The sequence below is a fragment of the Pyrinomonas sp. genome (assembly GCF_040289685.1).
In the GTDB taxonomy this organism is placed as follows: domain Bacteria; phylum Acidobacteriota; class Blastocatellia; order Pyrinomonadales; family Pyrinomonadaceae; genus Pyrinomonas.
In genome coordinates this window covers 1-18,783 of the sequence record NZ_PSLQ01000069.1, presented here as the reverse complement: position 1 = coordinate 18,783, position 18,783 = coordinate 1, and the positions used below count along the sequence as shown (strand labels likewise).

Annotated in this window: 13 protein-coding genes and 1 tRNA gene; 2 read left to right on the top strand and 12 right to left on the bottom strand. The window is 59.5% G+C overall.

What is annotated here, in order from left to right:
* Positions 1 to 190: 190 nt before the first annotated feature.
* On the bottom strand, positions 191 to 1,474 hold the full coding sequence (locus C4334_RS12715; RefSeq protein WP_352432459.1) for a dipeptidase: 1,284 nt from the start codon (positions 1,472 to 1,474) through the stop codon (positions 191 to 193).
* 152 nt (positions 1,475 to 1,626) lie between these two features.
* Between C4334_RS12715 and C4334_RS12710 the strand changes: the two genes are divergently transcribed.
* A complete protein-coding gene (locus C4334_RS12710) occupies positions 1,627 to 2,670 on the top strand; it encodes a branched-chain amino acid transaminase (RefSeq protein WP_352432458.1) in 1,044 nt (347 codons plus the stop codon).
* 274 nt (positions 2,671 to 2,944) lie between these two features.
* Here the strand turns inward: C4334_RS12710 and C4334_RS12705 are convergent, their stop codons facing one another.
* The gene (locus C4334_RS12705) at positions 2,945 to 4,288 is read right to left on the bottom strand and encodes an outer membrane beta-barrel protein (protein ID WP_352432457.1); all 1,344 of its coding nucleotides are present in this window, start codon (positions 4,286 to 4,288) and stop codon (positions 2,945 to 2,947) included.
* Positions 4,289 to 4,386: 98 nt separating this feature from the next.
* Here C4334_RS12705 and C4334_RS12700 point away from each other — a divergent pair, with 98 nt between their 5' ends.
* The gene (locus C4334_RS12700; protein WP_352432462.1) at positions 4,387 to 5,538 is read left to right on the top strand and encodes a type IV pilus twitching motility protein PilT; all 1,152 of its coding nucleotides are present in this window, start codon (positions 4,387 to 4,389) and stop codon (positions 5,536 to 5,538) included.
* 178 nt (positions 5,539 to 5,716) lie between these two features.
* On the opposite strand, the gene rpoC is transcribed toward C4334_RS12700, so the two are convergent.
* From rpoC to rpmG, 10 genes are all read right to left on the bottom strand, one after another.
* Positions 5,717 to 9,880: a DNA-directed RNA polymerase subunit beta' gene (gene rpoC / locus C4334_RS12695; protein WP_352432456.1), complete on the bottom strand. Its 4,164-nt coding sequence runs from the start codon at positions 9,878 to 9,880 to the stop codon at positions 5,717 to 5,719.
* A 66-nt stretch (positions 9,881 to 9,946) separates the two neighbouring features.
* The gene (gene rpoB / locus C4334_RS12690; protein WP_352432461.1) at positions 9,947 to 14,392 is read right to left on the bottom strand and encodes a DNA-directed RNA polymerase subunit beta; all 4,446 of its coding nucleotides are present in this window, start codon (positions 14,390 to 14,392) and stop codon (positions 9,947 to 9,949) included.
* Between the two features lie 414 nt (positions 14,393 to 14,806).
* Entirely contained in the window at positions 14,807 to 15,205 is a 399-nt protein-coding gene (gene rplL, locus C4334_RS12685) for a 50S ribosomal protein L7/L12 (RefSeq protein ID WP_352432455.1), read from the bottom strand.
* A 181-nt stretch (positions 15,206 to 15,386) separates the two neighbouring features.
* Positions 15,387 to 15,920 carry a 50S ribosomal protein L10 gene (gene rplJ / locus C4334_RS12680; protein WP_352432454.1) on the bottom strand — a complete coding sequence of 178 codons (534 nt, stop codon included), beginning with the start codon at positions 15,918 to 15,920 and terminating at the stop codon, positions 15,387 to 15,389.
* A gap of 23 nt (positions 15,921 to 15,943) precedes the next feature.
* The gene (rplA, locus tag C4334_RS12675; protein ID WP_352432453.1) at positions 15,944 to 16,639 is read right to left on the bottom strand and encodes a 50S ribosomal protein L1; all 696 of its coding nucleotides are present in this window, start codon (positions 16,637 to 16,639) and stop codon (positions 15,944 to 15,946) included.
* Between the two features lie 115 nt (positions 16,640 to 16,754).
* Positions 16,755 to 17,183, bottom strand: a complete 429-nt coding sequence (rplK, locus tag C4334_RS12670) for a 50S ribosomal protein L11 (RefSeq protein WP_352432452.1) — start codon at positions 17,181 to 17,183, stop codon at positions 16,755 to 16,757.
* Between the two features lie 22 nt (positions 17,184 to 17,205).
* Positions 17,206 to 17,766, bottom strand: coding sequence for a transcription termination/antitermination protein NusG (nusG, locus tag C4334_RS12665; RefSeq protein ID WP_352432451.1), 561 nt, complete (start codon positions 17,764 to 17,766; stop codon positions 17,206 to 17,208).
* A 36-nt stretch (positions 17,767 to 17,802) separates the two neighbouring features.
* Positions 17,803 to 18,198: a preprotein translocase subunit SecE gene (gene secE / locus C4334_RS14820; protein WP_502943444.1), complete on the bottom strand. Its 396-nt coding sequence runs from the start codon at positions 18,196 to 18,198 to the stop codon at positions 17,803 to 17,805.
* 51 nt (positions 18,199 to 18,249) lie between these two features.
* Positions 18,250 to 18,325 (bottom strand) — tRNA-Trp (locus C4334_RS12655).
* A gap of 109 nt (positions 18,326 to 18,434) precedes the next feature.
* The gene (gene rpmG, locus C4334_RS12650; protein ID WP_352432450.1) at positions 18,435 to 18,587 is read right to left on the bottom strand and encodes a 50S ribosomal protein L33; all 153 of its coding nucleotides are present in this window, start codon (positions 18,585 to 18,587) and stop codon (positions 18,435 to 18,437) included.
* Between the last annotated feature and the right edge of the window lie 196 nt (positions 18,588 to 18,783).

Sequence of the window (18,783 nt, the reverse complement as noted above, 5' to 3'; positions counted from 1 at the left end):
ACTTGGGATGGCACGGCGTCGCTGAACCGAAGCGCGCGCGACGCGTGCTCTCGCGTCCATTCCTTTGGGGATGCCCCTCAATTTATTGAGGGAGGACGTCACATGAACATCCGTGCCCTGAAAACCGATGTCGAGGATCGAAGTCACGCAGCAACCATGCAGGGCGAGTTCTTGCGGACACTTGTCGTGTTCATCTTGCCGTCTGCTGAAGTTGCGTGGCGCGTCGCTCCACTTCCCTCATTACACGCAAGACGTTTTCGCCGAGTATTTTGCGGATCTCGCTTGGCGAGTAACCGCGGCGCGCAAGCTCCGCCGTCAGATTTGGCAGATCGGCAACGGACGCGAGACCTTGCGGCACGGATTGAATGCCATCGAAGTCCGACCCCAAAGCGACGTGGTCGATGCCTGCAACGCGCACGATGTGATCGATGTGATCGACGACGCGCGAAACGAAAACAGGTGGCAAGCGGCGTGCGAACTCTCGTTCGCGAACGCGGTCGCGGGCCGCGCGTCGTTGCGACGGGCTGCCGCGCAAGTTCTTCGTCTCGTCGCGCACGAGCGGCGCGATCTCGGCTTCAACGCGAGCTTGCAGCTTCTCCCATCCCGGTTCGATGAACGCTGGATAGAAGATCACTGCGCAGACCCCGCCCGTACGTGCGAGCGCGCGCAGCTGATCGTCCGCGAGATTGCGCGGCACGTCAACGATAGCCCGCGCGCCCGAATGCGAAGCGATCACCGGCGCGCGCGACGTTTCGATGATATCCCAAAAAGTTCGATCCGAAACGTGCGATACATCGACCATCATCCCAAGGCGATTCATCTCGCCGATAACAGCGCGCCCGAAATCGTTCAGCCCGCGCGTCCGCCCCGCAGCATCGCCGGAAGAACCGGCCCAGCTCAAACTCACCGTCCATGTCGGCGACATGTAACGCACGCCCATGCGGTAGTAACGCTCAACGTTCTCCAATCTTTCGTCGATCGCATAGCCGCCTTCCAACCCAAGGAGCGCAGCGAGTTTGCCTTCGCGCGCGGCGCGCTCGATCTCTTCAGCGCCCGTGGCAAGCGCCCACCGATCCGGATGCCGCTCGACCATGGCGCGCACGGCAGCGATCTGCGCGTCGGCGCGCTCGACGGCGCGCCTACCGCCTACACCATAGAACTGCGGTTCGACCCAAACGGCGAAAAACTGCGCATCTAGTCCCCCCTCGCGCATTCGAACGCCGTCCAGATGACCGTTTGGCAAGCGCGTCTCTAGATCGATGCCCTCGTCGAGAAGGCGCTGCGCCGTGTCGGCGTGCATGTCGATCACGATCGCGGCAAAATGCTCCGCGCGAACATCGAACTCGGTCTGCCGCAACTCAGCCATGTCGGACGATGGTTCTTGCTTTCGACAACCGACGATCGAAGGCAAAGATAACGCGCAGAGCGCCATCGCGCCATATCGCAGCAATGAAAATTTCTTGAATCGGTGCATAAATTCGTTCGATGCCGATCCAGCTTGCCAAGCGTGCGCCACTTACGGTATCGTGACAAGTCAAAAACTTCAATGCTGATACCGTGCAGAAGAAGTTTTCAGCGTCTTGCAGCCCGAATCAACCTAAACGAAATAAGGAGAGGAACGATCTGATGTTCTCGAATGACGCGCAAAAGAAGAAAGATGTGAGGACTCCGCGCATCGCGCCGGAGGTTTGGCATAATGGGCGCTTCATCCCGTGGAAGGAAGCGCGCATTCACGTCATGTCGCACGTCGTGCATTATGGTTCAAGCGTCTTCGAGGGCATCCGCTGTTACAAGACCGACCGCGGCCCGGCCATCTTTCGCTTGCGCGAGCACATTCAACGCTTGCTCAACTCGGCGAAGATCTACCGTATGGAACACGAATGGACGCTCGATGAACTCTCTGATGCCTGCGTCGAGCTCGTCGCGCGCAGCGGACTGGACCAGTGTTATCTTCGCCCGATCATCTTTCGCAGCCTCGATGAAGAACACCCGGCCTTCGGCGTCAATCCTTTTCCAAACCCGTTGTCGTGCTACATCGGCGCGTGGGATTGGGGCAAATACTTGGGCGATGAAGCGCTCGAACGCGGCGTCGATGTTTGCGTTTCATCGTGGAATCGACTGACACCCAATTCGCTCCCGGCGCTCGCTAAAGCCGGCGCCAACTACATGAATTCGCAACTGATCAAAATGGAGGCGCTGGTCAATGGTTTCGCTGAAGGCATCGCGCTCGATGAGCGCGGGTACGTCTCGGAAGGGTCTGGCGAAAACATCTTCCTCGTGCAAGGCGGACGAGTCATCACGCCGCCGCTTTCGTCTTCGATCCTGCCGGGCATTACGCGCGACAGCGTCATTCAAATTTGCCGCGAACTCGGCATCGCGGTTGAAGAGGCCGAAATCCAGCGCGCCGCGCTCTATCTAGCCGACGAACTCTTCTTTACGGGCACGGCGGCGGAAGTGACGCCCATCCGCTCGGTGGACCGCATACAGATCGGCGCAGGCAAACGCGGTCCCATTACGGCGCGCATCCAACAAACTTTCTTCGAGATCACCTCGGGGCAGCGTGCTGCTCCTGGCAACTGGCTGACCTACGTCGGCTCTCGTCGCAGCTCTACGGACAAAAGCTTGGACGAAGAGGCGGAGGCGAAAGAACCGGTGGCCGATTACCATTGACCTCGCGTCGCACCGAGGCTGTTCGGCCTCTTGCTTCTCCGGCAGCTTGGTGGCTGATTACGCCATTGACCTCAAGCTTCGTTGCGCTCCCGCCACTTCGGAGGTCAGCAGCGGACTATCGTCGGCCTTGAGTTTCGTTTGACTTCCGCTTCGCGGAGCTTTCTCGTCGCGCACGCTTCGCGTTCAAACCCGACCTCGCCAATCGCTGCTATCCAAAGGGAAAGGGCGCTAGATCGAAGTCTAGCGCCCTTTGAACCTTTCGCTAGAAAGCGCTTCAAAAGACGTATCTGAGGCCGAGCACGATACGGCGATTTCCGCCATCCGTGCCCCATTGATTGAGGAAGTTGGCCGAATTGACGCGCCCGTCGGGGATACCGAAGTTGCGCGTATTGGTCAGATTGTACATCTCGGCGCGGAACTGCAACCTCTGGTTCTCGCGGATGCGCGTATTTTTGAAGATACCGAAATCCACGTTCCCAATGCCGTCGGCACGCAAAGTATTACGCCCAACGTTGCCGACGCGCTCATTAGGGCCGAGCCGCCGGAAGAGGGCCGCGCCCCCCGCCCTGATGATCTCTTCGACCGACATCGAGGACAGATCGAGGCTGGTGTTGAGATTCGGGCGGATCGCATTGCCGACCAACGCATCGATGCCGCTCAGCGCTCCAGTCGGATCAGCGCCGTTCAAGACGGTAAACGGCGCGCCGCTTTGGAAAGTAAAGAAGGCGTTGACTTGCCATCCACCGAGCAGATGGCCGGCGAAGCCTTTCTGCTGGCGGAAGAAAGGGAGTTCGTAAACGAAGTTGCCAGTGAAACGATGGGGCCGATCGTAGCTTGACCGCGCCCGATCAGCGCGCCGGTTGAAGGAGTCTTGCGCGACGGCTACCTCGCCGCTCGACGGATTGAAGATCTCGGAAGCATCGTCAATGAAGGCGCTCCAAGTGTAGCGCGCGCCGCCGCTGAAACCGCGACTCAAACGCTTATCGAAGCTGATCTGCATCGAGTGGTAGATGGAAGACGCGGCATTGGCACGCAATCGGATGACTCCGCGCGTTGGATCAACGCGCGTCGTAGAAAAAGGCAAACGCGGATTGCCGTCGATGGTTTGATAAAGCGCCGTCCCTTTGGTGCCGATGTACCCGACGCGAAGGACGGCATCGCGCGTCAACTCGCGTTGCACCTCGAGGCTGAACTGCTCGGCGATGGGCGAGCGAAAATCGTCCGCCACGATCGTGCGCGTTAAAAGCAGCGGGTTCAACCCCGACGGTTGCACCGTAGGCAGTCGCGTGAAAGCATTGGTGATGCCTCCGGCGTCGGGCGTCGGCGAAAGGTTGATCGCAGCGACGAAGGGGAAGGAGCTGGCGACGTTCAAAGCGATGTTGATGAACGCATAATCGTTGGTGCGTGCGTATCCGCCACGCACCACGAGCTTGTCTCCGCCCGTGAAGAGGCCGAGCACGCCGCCGTCATTCAAACGCGGATTCCAGTTGAATCCGATTCGCGGTTGCAGGTTGTTCTTGTCGCGCTTAGGCACGGGCGAGAGGGCATAGCGTTGATCGCCTCCAGCCGCGCGAAAAAGCGCATTGACTACGATCACACGACAGGAATAGAATGACACAAGGTGCCTGCCCCGGCGCTGCTTTGGTTCAATCTAAAATCCTCACCTTGAATCTCGGTCAGCTACCTTCTGATGGTCGTTGAGCATTCGCCATGAGCATCAAAATAGATGATCTGCTGCGCATTGCGGTCGGCTATGGCGCTTCCGATCTGCATATCAAGGCGGGAGCACAGCCGTTCATTCGCGTCGGCGGCGAACTCAAACCGCTGGTCGACGCGCCGCGTCTATCCAAAGACGACACGCTGGACATAGCCTTTGCCATGATGTCCAATCGACAGAAACAACGCTTCAAAGAGTTCTCTGAGGTGGACATCGCTTATGGGGTATCTGGGCTGGGCCGCTTTCGCGCCAACATCTTTCAGCAACGCGGTTCCGTCAGCATGGTCCTGCGCGTCATTCCCGACCACGTCCGCTCCATCAGCGAACTGAGCTTGCCGCCCGTCATCGAACGGATCGCTGACGAAAGACGCGGCTTGATACTTGTGACTGGCACTACCGGCTCCGGCAAATCAACCACGCTCGCGGCCATGATCGATCACATTAATTCGACGCGCAGCGGTCACATCGTCACCATCGAGGATCCAATCGAATTCTTGCACCGCGATAAACGCTCTTTCGTCACGCAACGCGAGATCGATGTCGATACGCGCTCGTTTGCCGAAGCGTTGCGCGGCGCGTTGCGCCAAGACCCGGACGTCATTTTGGTCGGCGAAATGCGCGACTTCGAGACCGTTCAGACCGCGTTGATGGCTGCTGAGACCGGCCATCTCGTGCTTTCAACGCTCCACACGCTCGACGCCACCGAAACAATCACGCGCATCGTCTCGGTCTTCCCACCGCACCAGCAGAAAAGCGTCCGCATTCAACTAGCTGGCATACTGAAAGCCGTCATCTCCATGCGGCTCGTACGCGCAGCACGCGGCAACGGGCGCGTTCCAGCGGTTGAGGTGATGGTTTCGACGGCGCTTATTCGCGACTACATCGCCAACGAAGAGAAGACGCCGCTCATTCGCGATGCCATCGCCGCTGGCACCTCGCAGTACGGCATGCAGACCTTCGACCAGTCGCTCTTCAACCTCTACCAATCGGGCTTGATCACGCTGGAAGAAGCGTTGCGCGGCGCGAGCAACCCGGACGAGTTTCGCTTGCGCGTCGCCGGCATTCGCTCGACCTCGGATCAAGCGCGCGATGAAATGGAGAAACTCAAGCGAGAAGATGGTAAGAAACCCGAGAAGACGCGCGCGATTTGACCTCTCGCAACCAAACCAATCAGGGCGCTTCAAGCGGGCGAGAAGGCGCGTTTTCGGCTGGAGGCGGAACCCACTTTGAGCGCCTTTCGCGCTCCAAAACCGACGGAATAAAAATCAAGGCGGGATGGCCTTTTTCCAAAGCTTCATCCCGCCTTCCGGAAGATGCGTTGCGTCGCTTTCAGTCTCCGCCGACCTTTTCCCCCTTCTGCTCTTCGGTCAACGGAATCTCGCTGGCCACGCTTTCGACAGCCTCCTCGATCGTCTCCTCCTTTTCGAGGCGGAAGTTACGATAGTGCTTCATTCCTGTCCCTGCCGGGATCAAACGTCCCATGATGACGTTCTCCTTGAGACCGCGCAGGTAGTCGATTCGCCCTGACACGGCGGCTTCGGTCAGAACGCGCGTCGTCTCTTGGAACGAAGCCGCCGAGATGAACGAATCGGTCGAAAGCGATGCTTTTGTGATGCCGAGAAGCAAAGGTTCCGCTTTGGCCGGTTCACCGCCTTGCGCCTTGATGCGAGCGTTTTCGTCCTCGAAGCGGAAGCGGTCCACCTGTTCATCGACGAGGAAGTCGGTGTCGCCCACTTCTTTGACGCGCACCCAACGCAACATCTGCCGCACGATCACTTCGATGTGCTTGTCGTTGATGTTGACGCCTTGCAGCCTGTAGACCTCTTGGATCTCGTTGACCAAGTATTCTTGCAACCGGCTCATGCCGAGCACGCGCAAGATGTCGTGCGGGTTCAGCGGACCGTCCATCAAAGGCTCGCCAGCGCGCACGCGATCGCCATCTTGCACGTTGATGTGCACGCCGCGCGGGATGTCGTACTCGCGCTCCTCGCCGTCGTCACCGACGATGATCACCTTGCGCTTGCCTTTGACGACGGGACCGAGCCGCACGGTGCCATCGATCTCGCTCATCACCGCCGTTTCGCGCGGCTTGCGCGCCTCGAATAGTTCGACCACGCGCGGCAGACCGCCCGTGATATCTTTGGTCTTGGTCGTCTCACGCGGAATCTTGGCGATGACGTCGCCCGGCTCGACCTCGTCTCCATCGCGCACCATGAGATTGGCGCGCACTGGCATCTGGTAAGTCTTCAAAACCTTGTTGCCGTCGCGGATCTCAAGGCGCGGTTGACGTTTCTCGTCGGGCGAGTCTTTGACGACGAGACGGACTTGCCCCGTCACCTCGTCCACTTCTTCATCGACTGTAACGCCTTCCTTGAGGTCGCGATAGGCGACGCGACCGCCGACCTCCGTGAGAATGGCGAAGGTGTAAGGATCCCACGTCGCAAGCAACTGGTCCTGTTGCACGCGCTCGCCGTCCTCGACGTGTAGATGCGCCCCGTAAACGATCTGGTAGCGGGCCACTTCGCGCCCACGATCGTCGATGATCGCCAGCGCGCCGTTGCGGTTCATGGCGATTCGCTCGCCGCGTCGGTTCTTGGCTGTCTGCAGATCGATGTAACGGATCGTGCCGTCCATGCGCGCTTCGTGTTTGGAAGACTCTTCCAGACGGGCCGTGCCGCCGATGTGGAACGTGCGCATGGTGAGCTGCGTGCCCGGCTCGCCGATCGATTGCGCAGCGATGACGCCCACCGCTTCGCCGATGTCAACGGGTCTACCCGTGGCGAGGTTGCGCCCGTAGCATTTGGCGCACACGCCGCGGCGCGATTCGCACGTCAATACCGAGCGGATGCGCACACGCTGCACGCCGCTGCGCTGGATTTCGGCGGCGAGATCCTCGTTGATCTCCTCGTTGGCTTTGACGATCACGGTTCCCTCCACCGGATCGATCACGTCATCGAGCGCGACGCGCCCGATGATGCGATCGCGCAACGATTCGATCTCCTCGCCACCTTCGACGATCGCTGTCGCCCAGATGCCCTTGAGCGTGCCGCAATCCTCTTCCGACACGATGACGTCTTGTGCGACATCGACCAAACGGCGCGTCAGGTAGCCCGAGTCGGCGGTCTTCAACGCCGTATCGGCCAGCCCCTTGCGCGCGCCGTGCGTCGAGATGAAGTACTGCAAGACGTTCAACCCCTCGCGGAAGTTCGAGCGAATCGGCGTTTCAATGATCGAGCCATCGGGTTTGGCCATCAATCCACGCATGCCGGCGAGCTGACGGATCTGTTGCGCCGTGCCGCGCGCGCCCGAATCGGTCATGATCAAGATCGGGTTGAGTTCGCCCGTAGCTCGTTCGCGCTCTTCCATTGCGCGGAACATCTCTTTAGCCACCTTGTCGGTCGCTTCCGACCAGATGGCGATCACCTTGTTGTAACGCTCACCATTGGTGATCACGCCGTCGCGCCATTGCTTCTCAACCTCGATCACCTCTTGCTCGGCCCGCTTGACGATCTCTTCCTTGGCCTCGGGCGTCACCAGATCATCGACGCTGATCGAAACGCCAGCCTTGGTCGCGTAGAGGAAACCGAGCGTCTTTAGATCGTCGAGCATCTTGACGGTGGTCTGATGGCCGAGCCGCAAGTGGCAATAGTTGACCAACGACTGCAAGCCTTTCTTCTTGAGCGTGCCGTTGATAAACGGCAATCCCGGCGGAATTTGATCGTTGAAGATGACGCGCCCGACGGTGGTGTCGATTACGCGCCGCACGTTCTTCTGCACGGTGGCGCGCATCACATCTTGCGGATCGCGCTCCTGCGTTAGATCGATCAGATCGCCGACGTAACGCAATTTGATCGGCGTTTGCGTCGTCACCAATCCGGCGTCGAGCGCTAGCAACGCCTCCTCGGCTGAGGCGAAGACGCGCCCTTCGCCGGGAGCGCCCGGCTTTTCGCGCGTCAGGTAGTAACAACCTAAGACGATGTCCTGCGACGGCACGGCGATCGGCTGGCCATTGGCCGGGCTCAGGATGTTGTTCGATGACAACATCAGGACCGAAGCCTCGATCTGCGCTTCGGGGCTGAGCGGAATGTGGACGGCCATCTGGTCGCCGTCGAAATCGGCGTTGAACGCCGTGCAGACTAACGGATGGATCTTGATCGCCTTGCCCTCGACCAGCACCGGCTCGAACGCTTGAATGCCGAGGCGATGGAGCGTCGGCGCGCGGTTCAACAGCACGGGATGCTCGCGGATCACCTCTTCGAGGATGTCCCAAACAATCGGCTCTTGCCGATCGACCATCTCGCGCGCCTGCTTGATCGTCGCCGCATAGCCCTGCTTTTCGAGCTGGTTGTAGATGAACGGCTTGAACAGCTCGAGCGCCATCTTCTTCGGCAAGCCGCACTGGTGCAGCTTCAACTCCGGACCGACGACGATCACCGACCGACCTGAATAATCAACGCGCTTGCCCAAAAGGTTCTGGCGAAAACGCCCCTGTTTACCCTTGAGCGTGTCGCTCAGCGACTTGAGCGGACGGTTGTTGACGCCGCGCAACACGCGCCCGCGCCGACCGTTATCGAACAAAGCGTCGACCGCTTCCTGCAACATCCGCTTCTCGTTGCGCACGATCACTTCGGGCGCGCGCAACTCCATCAGCTTCTTCAAACGGTTATTGCGATTGATTACGCGCCGATAAAGATCGTTGAGGTCGGACGTGGCAAAGCGCCCGCCATCGAGCGGCACCAGCGGGCGAAGCTCGGGCGGCAAAACCGGGATCACATCGAGGATCATCCACTCAGGACGATTCCCCGACTTCAAAAAGGACATCACGACCTTGAGCCGTTTGGAGTACTTGAGCTTCTTCTGCTGCGATTGCTCCTCCTTCATCTTCCTGCGCAGGTCCCCAGCCAGCGCTTCCAAGTCGACGCGCGCGAGCAAATCCTTGATCGCTTCGGCGCCCATCTTGGCCGTGAACTTGCCCGGGTGTTCGCGCACGAGCTCGCGATAGCGCTCTTCGGTCAGCAGCTCGCGCTCTTTGACCGGGGCATCGCCCGGCTCGATGACGATGTAAGACTCGAAATAGAGGACCTTTTCGAGGTCGCGCATCGAAAGGTCGAGCAAGTGGCCGATGCGGCTCGGCAAGCCCTTGAAGAACCAGACGTGCGAACACGGGCTGGCGAGTTCGATGTGGCCCAGCCGCTCGCGGCGCACCTTGGCCTGCGTCACCTCAACGCCGCACTTGTCGCAGATAACGCCCCGGTGCTTCATCCGCTTGTACTTGCCGCACAAGCACTCCCAATCGGTCACCGGCCCGAAGATGCGCGCGCAGAAGAGGCCATCGCGTTCCGGTTTGAACGTGCGGTAGTTGATCGTCTCCGGTTTGGTCACCTCGCCGTGCGACCACTGGCGGATCTTCTCCGGCGAAGCGAGGCTGATGCGAATGGCGTCGAAGTCCGGTCCGAGTTGCGTCTTCTCTTGCTGAAACTTGAACACGTTCATCTCTCCCTAGGTAACGGTCTCAGGGTTGTTCGCCTTGCGGATGCGCCGCCTTTTGTTGCGGCTCGATCAATCGATGCTCCCGCTGGTGACGACGGGGCGTCCCGTGCTGTCGCTGTCGGCGAGCTGCTCGTCGTCTTTTTTGATCAGCTCGACATCGAGACAAAGCGACTGCAGCTCGCGCACGAGGACGTTGAACGACTCGGGCACGCCCGGTGTGTAATCGGCTTCGCCCTTGACGATCGCCTCGTAGATCTTCGAGCGCCCAGCGACGTCATCGGATTTCGCCGTCAGCAACTCCTGAAGGATGTGCGCCGCGCCGTATGCTTCGAGCGCCCATACCTCCATCTCGCCGAAGCGCTGCCCACCGAACTGTGCCTTGCCGCCCAACGGCTGTTGCGTGATCAAGCTGTACGGTCCGATCGAGCGGGCGTGGATCTTGTCGTCCACAAGGTGCGAGAGCTTCAACATGTAGATGTAACCGACGGTCACCTTCTGTTCAAAGGGTTCGCCCGTCAGCCCATCGTAGAGCACCGTTTTGCCCGTCAAATCGACCATCTCGGGCAGACCGAGTGCGCGCAAGCGCGCACCCGCTTCACGTAGCTTCTGTTTGATCTCGGCTTCAGTCGCGCCGTCGAAGACCGGCGTCGCAAAGTGCAGTCCGAGCACGCGCGCAGCCCAGCCCAAGTGCGTCTCGAGTATCTGACCGACGTTCATGCGGCTCGGCACGCCGAGCGGATTCAGGACGATATCTACCGGCGTCCCGTCTGGCAGGTAGGGCATATCCTCGACCGGCAGAATGCGCGCGATCACCCCCTTGTTCCCGTGACGCCCGGCCATTTTGTCGCCGACTGACAGCTTGCGCTTCATCGCGATGTAGACCTTGACCATCTTGATGACGCCTGGCGCAAGCTCATCGCCCTGCTTCAATTTGGCCATCTTCTCCTCGTATATGTCCTCGAGGATCCCGATCTGGCGCTCGGTCCGCTCTTCGTACTCCTTGATCTCCTTGGCGACGTCGATGCGCCCGCCCGCTAGCTGCGCCTTACGCAGGTGCTTAGGTTCCAGCCCTTGAAGCATCTCGCGCGTGATGGTGACGCCCTTCGGGATGCGCACCTCGCGATCGACGATCAGATCGGCGGCGAGTTTGCGTCCCTCGAAGAGTTCGTAGATGCGTTCGTCGCGCTGCTCGCGCAAGATGCGGATTTCGTCTTCGAGGTCGCGCCGCAGTCGCGCTTCTTGCTCGGCTTGAATCGCCAGCGAACGTTTGTCCAGTTCTTGCCCCTTGCGCGTGAAGACCTGCACGTCAACGACCGTGCCCTCGATGCCCGGCGGACACTTCAAGCTCGCGTCCTTGACGTCGCTCGCCTTCTCACCGAAGATGGCGCGCAACAGCTTCTCTTCCGCCGTCAATTGCGATTCCCCTTTGGGCGTCACTTTGCCGACCAAATAGGAATCCGGCTTGACGTAAGCGCCGATACGGATGATCCCCGACTCATCCAGATCGCGCAACACGCTCTCGCTGACGTTCGGGATGTCGCGCGTGATCTCCTCGGGGCCGAGCTTAGTGTCGCGCGCTTCGATCTCCAGCTCCTCGATGTGAATCGAGGTGTAGTAATCGTCTTTGACCAACCGCTCCGAAACGAGAATGGCGTCCTCAAAGTTATAGCCGCGCCACGGCATGAAAGCGACGAGCACGTTGCGGCCGAGCGCGAGTTCGCCACGGTCGGTACACGGCCCATCAGCGATCACCTGCCCTTTGGCGATGCGTTCACCGACATGAACGATCGGCCTTTGGTTGATGCAGGTGTTCTGGTTTGAACGGCGGAACTTCGTCAACCGATAGATGTCCGCCGTCACTTCGCGCGAGATCGTCCCATCGACATTGTGATCGGCGCGCACGATGATGCGCTCCGAATCGACGTAATCGACCACGCCGTCGCGGCGGGCAACGACCACGGCGCCGGAGTCGCGCGCCGTCACCTGTTCCATCCCCGTACCGATGTACGGCGCCTCAGCCCGCAGCAACGGCACGGCCTGCCGTTGCATGTTCGATCCCATGAGCGCGCGGTTGGCGTCGTCGTTTTCGAGGAACGGAATCAAGCTCGCCGCAACTGAGACGAGCTGCTTCGGGCTGACGTCGATGAACTGAATCTCTTCACGACGCGCGAGGATGAATTCGCCGGCGCGTCGCGCCGCGTTGCGTTCGTTGATGATGTAACCTTTTTCGTCAAGCTCGATGTTGGCCTGACCGATGACGTACTTGTCTTCCTCCCACGCCGTCAGGTAGAAAGGATAGGGCTCATATTCGGCTTTGCGCCCTTCTGGGCCGACCTTCTTGTTCGCCTTATCCACCTCCTCTTGCGGCACGTGATCGCCGGGCTTGTACTTCGTGTCGCCGCCGTTAGTGATGCGCACGTACTCGACGACGCGCCCATCGATCACTTTGCGATAAGGCGCTTCGATGAACCCGTATTCGTTGATGCGCGCAAAGCAGGAGAGCGACGAGATCAGACCGATGTTCGGCCCTTCCGGCGTCTCGATCGGGCAGATGCGCCCATAGTGGGTCGGGTGTACGTCGCGCACCTCGAATCCGGCCCGCTCGCGCGACAACCCGCCCGGTCCCAAGGCCGAAAGGCGCCGTTTGTGCGTGATCTCCGAAAGCGGGTTCGTCTGGTCCATGAACTGCGATAGCTGCGATGAACCGAAGAACTCACGCACAGCCGCCGTGACCGGCTTGGCGTTCACCAGATCGCGCGGCATGGTCGTCTGCATGTCCTGCTGGATGGACATCTTTTCCTTGATCGCCCGCTCCATGCGGACCAACCCGATGCGGAACTGGTTCTCCAGCAGCTCGCCGACAGCGCGCACGCGACGATTGCCCAAATGGTCGATGTCGTCCGCTTGGTATTCGGTCGGACGCGCGCGCATCTTCAGAAGGTAAGTCACCACCTCGATGAAATCCCGCGGCGACAGCAGCGGATCATCAATGCGCTCGTTTTCGGGCTTGCCCATTTTGATGTTGAACTTCAAACGCCCGACGCGCGACAGATCGAACTTGCGCTCGTCGAAGAACATGCCCTCGAACAGGCGAAACGCCGTCTGCACGGTCGGCGGATCTCCTGGACGCATCTTGCGGTAGATCTCCAACAGGGCATCAACCGGCTTGTGGATGACGTCCTTTTTGAGCGTTTGCGCAAGCACCGAACCGATCTCGTCCCGCTCTGGGAAGAAGATGGCGAACTCTTCGACGCCGGCTCTGATGATCTCCTGCAACTTGGCCGCGTTGATCTCCGAGTTAGCGTCAACGATCACTTCGCCCGTCGCTTGATTAACCACGTCGGCTACGGCGAAAGCTCCTTCGAGTTGCGCGGCGCCGATCTCGATTTCGCGGACGTTGCTCTTGCGAAACGCTTCGATGGCCGACGAAGTGATCTTCTTGCCGCTGCGCACGATCGGCTCAGCGCCGCGCCCTTTGATGTCGTGATCGGCACGCATCCCTACGATGCTGGTCGGGCCGTGCTCGGGGATCTGCGCCCAGAGCCGCCCATCGCGCACGCGTATGCGATCCACCGTGTAGAAGGCGCGCAACAACTTCTCATCGGGGAACTCCGCCTTTTTGACCGCTTCTTCGAGTTCGGCGTCGGTGCGCAACGTGCGCGGGTCGAATCCGGGGTCGAGCCACAAGCCGAGAGCGCGCAAAAAGATCGTTGCCAGAAACTTCCGCTTGCGATCGATACGCACGTACAAGAGGTTCTTCTGGTCGTACTCGAACTCGACCCACGAACCGCGATACGGAATGATCTTCGCCAAATAGACGGGCGTTTTCTCATAGAAGACGCCCGGCGAACGGTGCAACTGGCTGACGATGACCCGCTCGGTCCCGTTGATGATGAACGTACCCGTGTCGGTCATCAACGGAATCTCGCCGAAGAAGACATCCTCCTCCTTGATGTCGCGAATCGAACGCGCACCCGTCTCCGGATCCTGATCGTAAACGGTCAGGCGGATCTTGACCTTGAGCGGCACGCTGTAGGTCATCCCGCGTTCGCGACACTCTTGCTGTTCGTGCTTGTGCTTGAGGCCGACCGGCTCGCCGCAGTTATCGCACAGCTTGGGGCGCACGTTGTTGAAGGTGCCGCACTTTTGGCAAAGCGTCTCGCCCGGATTCAGCGGATCGACCTTGATCAGCGCCCCGCAATTACGGCAGTTTTCGCGCAAGTGCTCCAACCCTTCAAGCCGCCCGCACTTGCACTGCCAACTGCCAACTTGATACGCGACGAAATCCAGTTCGGCGGTTCCCCGAAAATCCGAGATGGGGAAAATGGAACGAAAAACAGCCTGCAACCCGGTCATCTGTCGTTCTTCGGGCAGCAGGTCCATCTGCATGAAGCGATTGTAAGACTCGCGTTGAATCTCGATCAGATTCGGAATGCGTACCGAAGTCTTGATCTTGGAAAAGTCGTGCCGTGTGGGCGCTTGACTGGTGCGACGTCCCGCACCGACGTTCTCCATTTGAAGCGGATTGTTGATGTTCATCTTCCTTTCGATCCCGTCACTTTTGCGCCTCGACCGGGGGTCGAGCGGCTCAATGAAGCTTCGATCAAGCGTGGTTTGCGGTTTGTGCGGTCCGCTCGCGTCCAGCGACGCGGCGAGCGAAGGATTTTGTCTGTGCCGTCGGAAGATCTCGCCAGCTCATCATGAGGTTACGATTCGCCGCTCTCCAAAGACGCCAAACGCGGTCGGGACAAGACATGCCCCGACCGCTTTGGCGAGCGGTTAAACTCTATCCAGAACTGCCACGGGAGTGACGCCAACGCCTCAACGCTTCTCTACCTTAGCCATCTACGGCCTGGTTGTCAAGCCTCGGTCGAAGGGCCGAGACACTCCCTGAGCGTGAAGCCAGATCCTTCCGGCCTCGTGACGCCGCTACTTGATCTCGACGGTCGCCCCAGCGTCGGTCAGCTTCTTCTTGATCGTTTCAGCCTCTTCCTTTGAAACGCCCTCTTTGACCGGCTTAGGCGCCGACTCGACCAAGTCTTTGGCCTCCTTCAAACCGAGCGCGGTGATCTCACGAACGACCTTGATAACGTTGATCTTGTTCGCTCCAGCCGATTGCAAGATCACATCGAACTCGGTCTTCTCTTCGGCTTGGGCCGCTCCTTCTGGCGCACCAGCAGCGGCGACAGCGCCCGCTGCCGGCACGGCCACTGCCGCGGCAGCCGCCGAGACGCCGAAGATCTCCTCCAGCTCTTTGACCAATTGTGACGCTTCGAGAAGCGTCATGTTCTTCAAGTACTCGATGACTTCTTCGCGTGTTACGGCCATATGAGTTTACGTTCGTCCTCCTCTTTTTTGTTCGCTAGCGCTCCCATAAAGTGCGCTTGCGCGTTCAAACCCGGACGGGACACGCGCCGACCGTTGCATCCCGGTCGAATCGAAGTCCGAGCAAAGACGACCCTGACACATCGCCCCCGCTCTTGTCGTCCACAGGCGATTTCGAAAACTTTTACGCCGCCGCTTCGCCCTTCTTTTCGCCGATCTGCTTGACGACGATGGCCAAATTACGCGGCACGGCAGAGAGCACAGTGGCGAGCCGTTGCGCCTGACTGTTAAGCAGGAACATCAGTTGCGAGATCAACTGCTCGCGCGACGGCAGGTTGGCGATCTCCTCCAAATCCTTGAGCGCCACGACGCGCCCCTCAACGATGCCGACCTTGAACGAGAAGGTCTCGGGGTTCTCCTTGAGGAACTTTGAGACCGCTTTGGAGAGCGCCACGGGATCGGATTTGCTCAAGGCCACCGCCGTGGTGCCCCGCAGGTGATCCATGGTCTTTTCAAAGGGGGTGCCCGCCGCCGCCAAACGCGCCAGCGTGTTCTTGACGACGTGGTACTCGGCTCCCACCTCGCGCAGACGCCGCCGAAGAGATTGGTCCTTCTCCACCGTGACCTTGTTGAACCCGACCAAGATTCCGGTGGTCGCCGACCGAAACTGCTCCGCTAACCTCTCCAGATCCTTTTGTTTCTGTTTTCTCGTCTTCATCCGCGTCTCTCCCGATTCTCGTCTCAGCGAGCGTATGCCGTTTCGTCCACCACAACGCTCGGCGTCATCGTCGCCGACAACCAGACCTTCTTCATATAGCGCCCCTTGGCCGCGGCCGGTTTGGCGCGCGCCACCGCTTCGAGGAGCACGCGCGCATTTTCATGCAGCTTTTCGGTCTCGAACGAGACCTTGCCAATGGGCACGTGAATAACGCCGGTCTTATCGACGCGATACTCGACCTTGCCGGCCTTGGTCTCTTGCACCGCTGTCCGCACGTCGAACGTCACGGTGCCGGTCTTCGGATTTGGCATCAACCCACGCGGTCCCAAGATCTTGCCCAACTGCCCGACCATGCGCATCACGTCGGGCGTGGCGATCACGGCGTCGAAGTCGAGCCATCCGCTTTTGATGCGTTCGACCATCTCCTCGCCGCCAACGTAATCGGCTCCGGCCTCCTCAGCCTCCTTGATCTTCTCGCCCTGCGTGATGACGAGCACCCTTTTGGTCTTGCCGAGGCCATGCGGAAGAACCACGGTTCCGCGAACGAGCTGATCGGCCTTGCGCGGATCGACGCCGAGCCAAACGGTCAGCTCAACCGTCTCATCGAACCGAGCGAAGGATATCTCCTTGATCTTGGCGAGACCTTCTTCGAGGCTGTATTTGCGGTTGCGATCTACTTTTGCGAGCGCGGCACGATACTTTTTGCCATGCTTTGCCATCTTCTTCCTCCGAGGTCCAAACGGAAGAATTCATCCTCCCTCTGGATGGAAAACCTTTGCGCTTTTCGATCTTTCCCCGAAAACCTATGAGGATAGCGGGAAAGCGCCTCTTGCGTCAACTTTCGATGACCAATCCCATGTTCTTCGCCGTCCCTTCGACGGTGCGAATGGCGCTTTCCAGGTTGGTCGTGTTCAAATCGGGAAGTTTCAAACGCGCGATCTCCTCAAGCTGCGCGCGCGTGATCTTGCCCACCTTCTCGCGGTTCGGCTTGCCCGACCCCTTCTGAATGCCAGCCGCCTTCTTCAACAGGTCGGCGACGGGTGGCGTCTTGGTCTCGAACGTAAAGGAGCGGTCCGCGTACACGGTGATCACCACCGGGATCTTCATGTCCGGATCCATATTGGCCGTGCGCGCGTTGAACGCTTTGCAGAACTCCATGATGTTGACGCCATGCTGACCGAGCGCCGGCCCAATGGGCGGGGCCGGATTGGCCTTGCCTGCTGGAACCTGCAATTTGATTTGTGCGATGACCTTTTTAGCCATAGGCTTCTCGTCTGAAGAGCGTTTACTCGTCTTCCGTGAACGTCACTTTCTCGACATCCAAAAAGTTCAGTTCGACGGGCGTCGAACGGCCGAAGATGGTGACGATGACTTTGAGCGTCGATTTCTCCTTGTTGACCTCTTCGACCTTGCCCGTAAAACTGGCGAACGGTCCCGATTTGATGCGCACCGTCTCGCCAACAGAATAAGTGAACTTCGGCTTCGGCTTCTCCGCCGCCTCCGTCACATGGTGGACGATCTGATCGACTTCTTCGGGCGTGAGCGGCGTCGGGTGCTGCCCGCCGACAAAACCAGTCACCTTGGGCGTCGCCTTGACAAGGTGAAAGACCTTGTCAGGGATGTGCCCGCGCTCGTCGCACTCGATCTGCACCAACACATAGCCTGGGTAGAACATGCGCGATGACTCGACCCGTTTATTGCCGCGCATCTCAACCACCGTCTCCGTCGGCACGATCACCTCGGGGACGATCTCTTCCAATCCCATGTCGCGAATGCGCGCCTTCAGGCTCTCGCGCACTTTCTTCTCGTGCCCGGAATAGGTATGCAGAATAAACCACTGTTTCATAGATTCCTCGTCCCCGACCGCGCCACACAAAAAGCTTCAGCCGCCGAGCAACCAGTTCACCAAACGCTCCAACTGCGTGATCAAGAGCGTGAAAAGCTGGTCCACCACAAAAAGGTAGATGGCGAAAAAGATCACCGTAATCAGCGTGATGATGGTGATGTTTTTGACTTCGTTAGGCGTCGGCCATGTCACTCGGCGCAACTCGGCGCGCACATCGCGGATGAACTGCGCTGTGCGCTCGAAGAAGTTCGGCTCGCGAGTCGAGGCGCGTTCGCGCCGCGCGGCGCGACCTTCTGGCCCTTGGCCGAACCGCGCCGCGCGCGGCGTTGCGATGTCGGACGTCTCCGTTGCGCTCGCCCGTTGTGGCGGCTCCACAGGCTCAACTTGAGCGTCGTCCTGCGAGCCTATGATTCGGTCATCTTTTTTCGCCACCCGACGGATCTCCTCAAAGTTCGTTTTCTGCTCGCCGCGTCGTGCATCTGTTGGCAGGGGTACCAGGATTCGAACCCGGACCTTCGGTTTTGGAGACCGACGTGCTAACCGTTCACACCATACCCCTTCTCTTCACCGATCAACCTTCGCTTACCACAATGAACCGAAAGCCGCTCGGCTCTGTGAGCGCCATTTGCGCGCTGCTGCTCGACCCGCCAAGAGTCTCAAGGCCAAAGCTATTTGGTCTCGCGGTGCGTCGTATGCCGACGGCATCGACGGCAGAATTTGCGAAACTCTAAACGTTCCGTGGTCGTCTTCTTGTTCTTCGTGGTCGCGTAGTTACGACTCTTGCACTCTGTGCATTGCAAAACGACGTTGTCGCGCGGCATCCTCTCTTCAACTCCTCAGTTGTGTTTCTCAGCAAGCATGCTCTTGTCGATACGATTTGAAAAATTCCGCACGCTCGTCCAAAGTTCGACGGAAGCGAGATCTCAGCCAGTTTGCTCTTGTGATCGGGTTGAAAATGGCGCTACTCCAGGATTTCGGTGACGGTGCCAGCGCCAACCGTCCGGCCCCCCTCCCGAA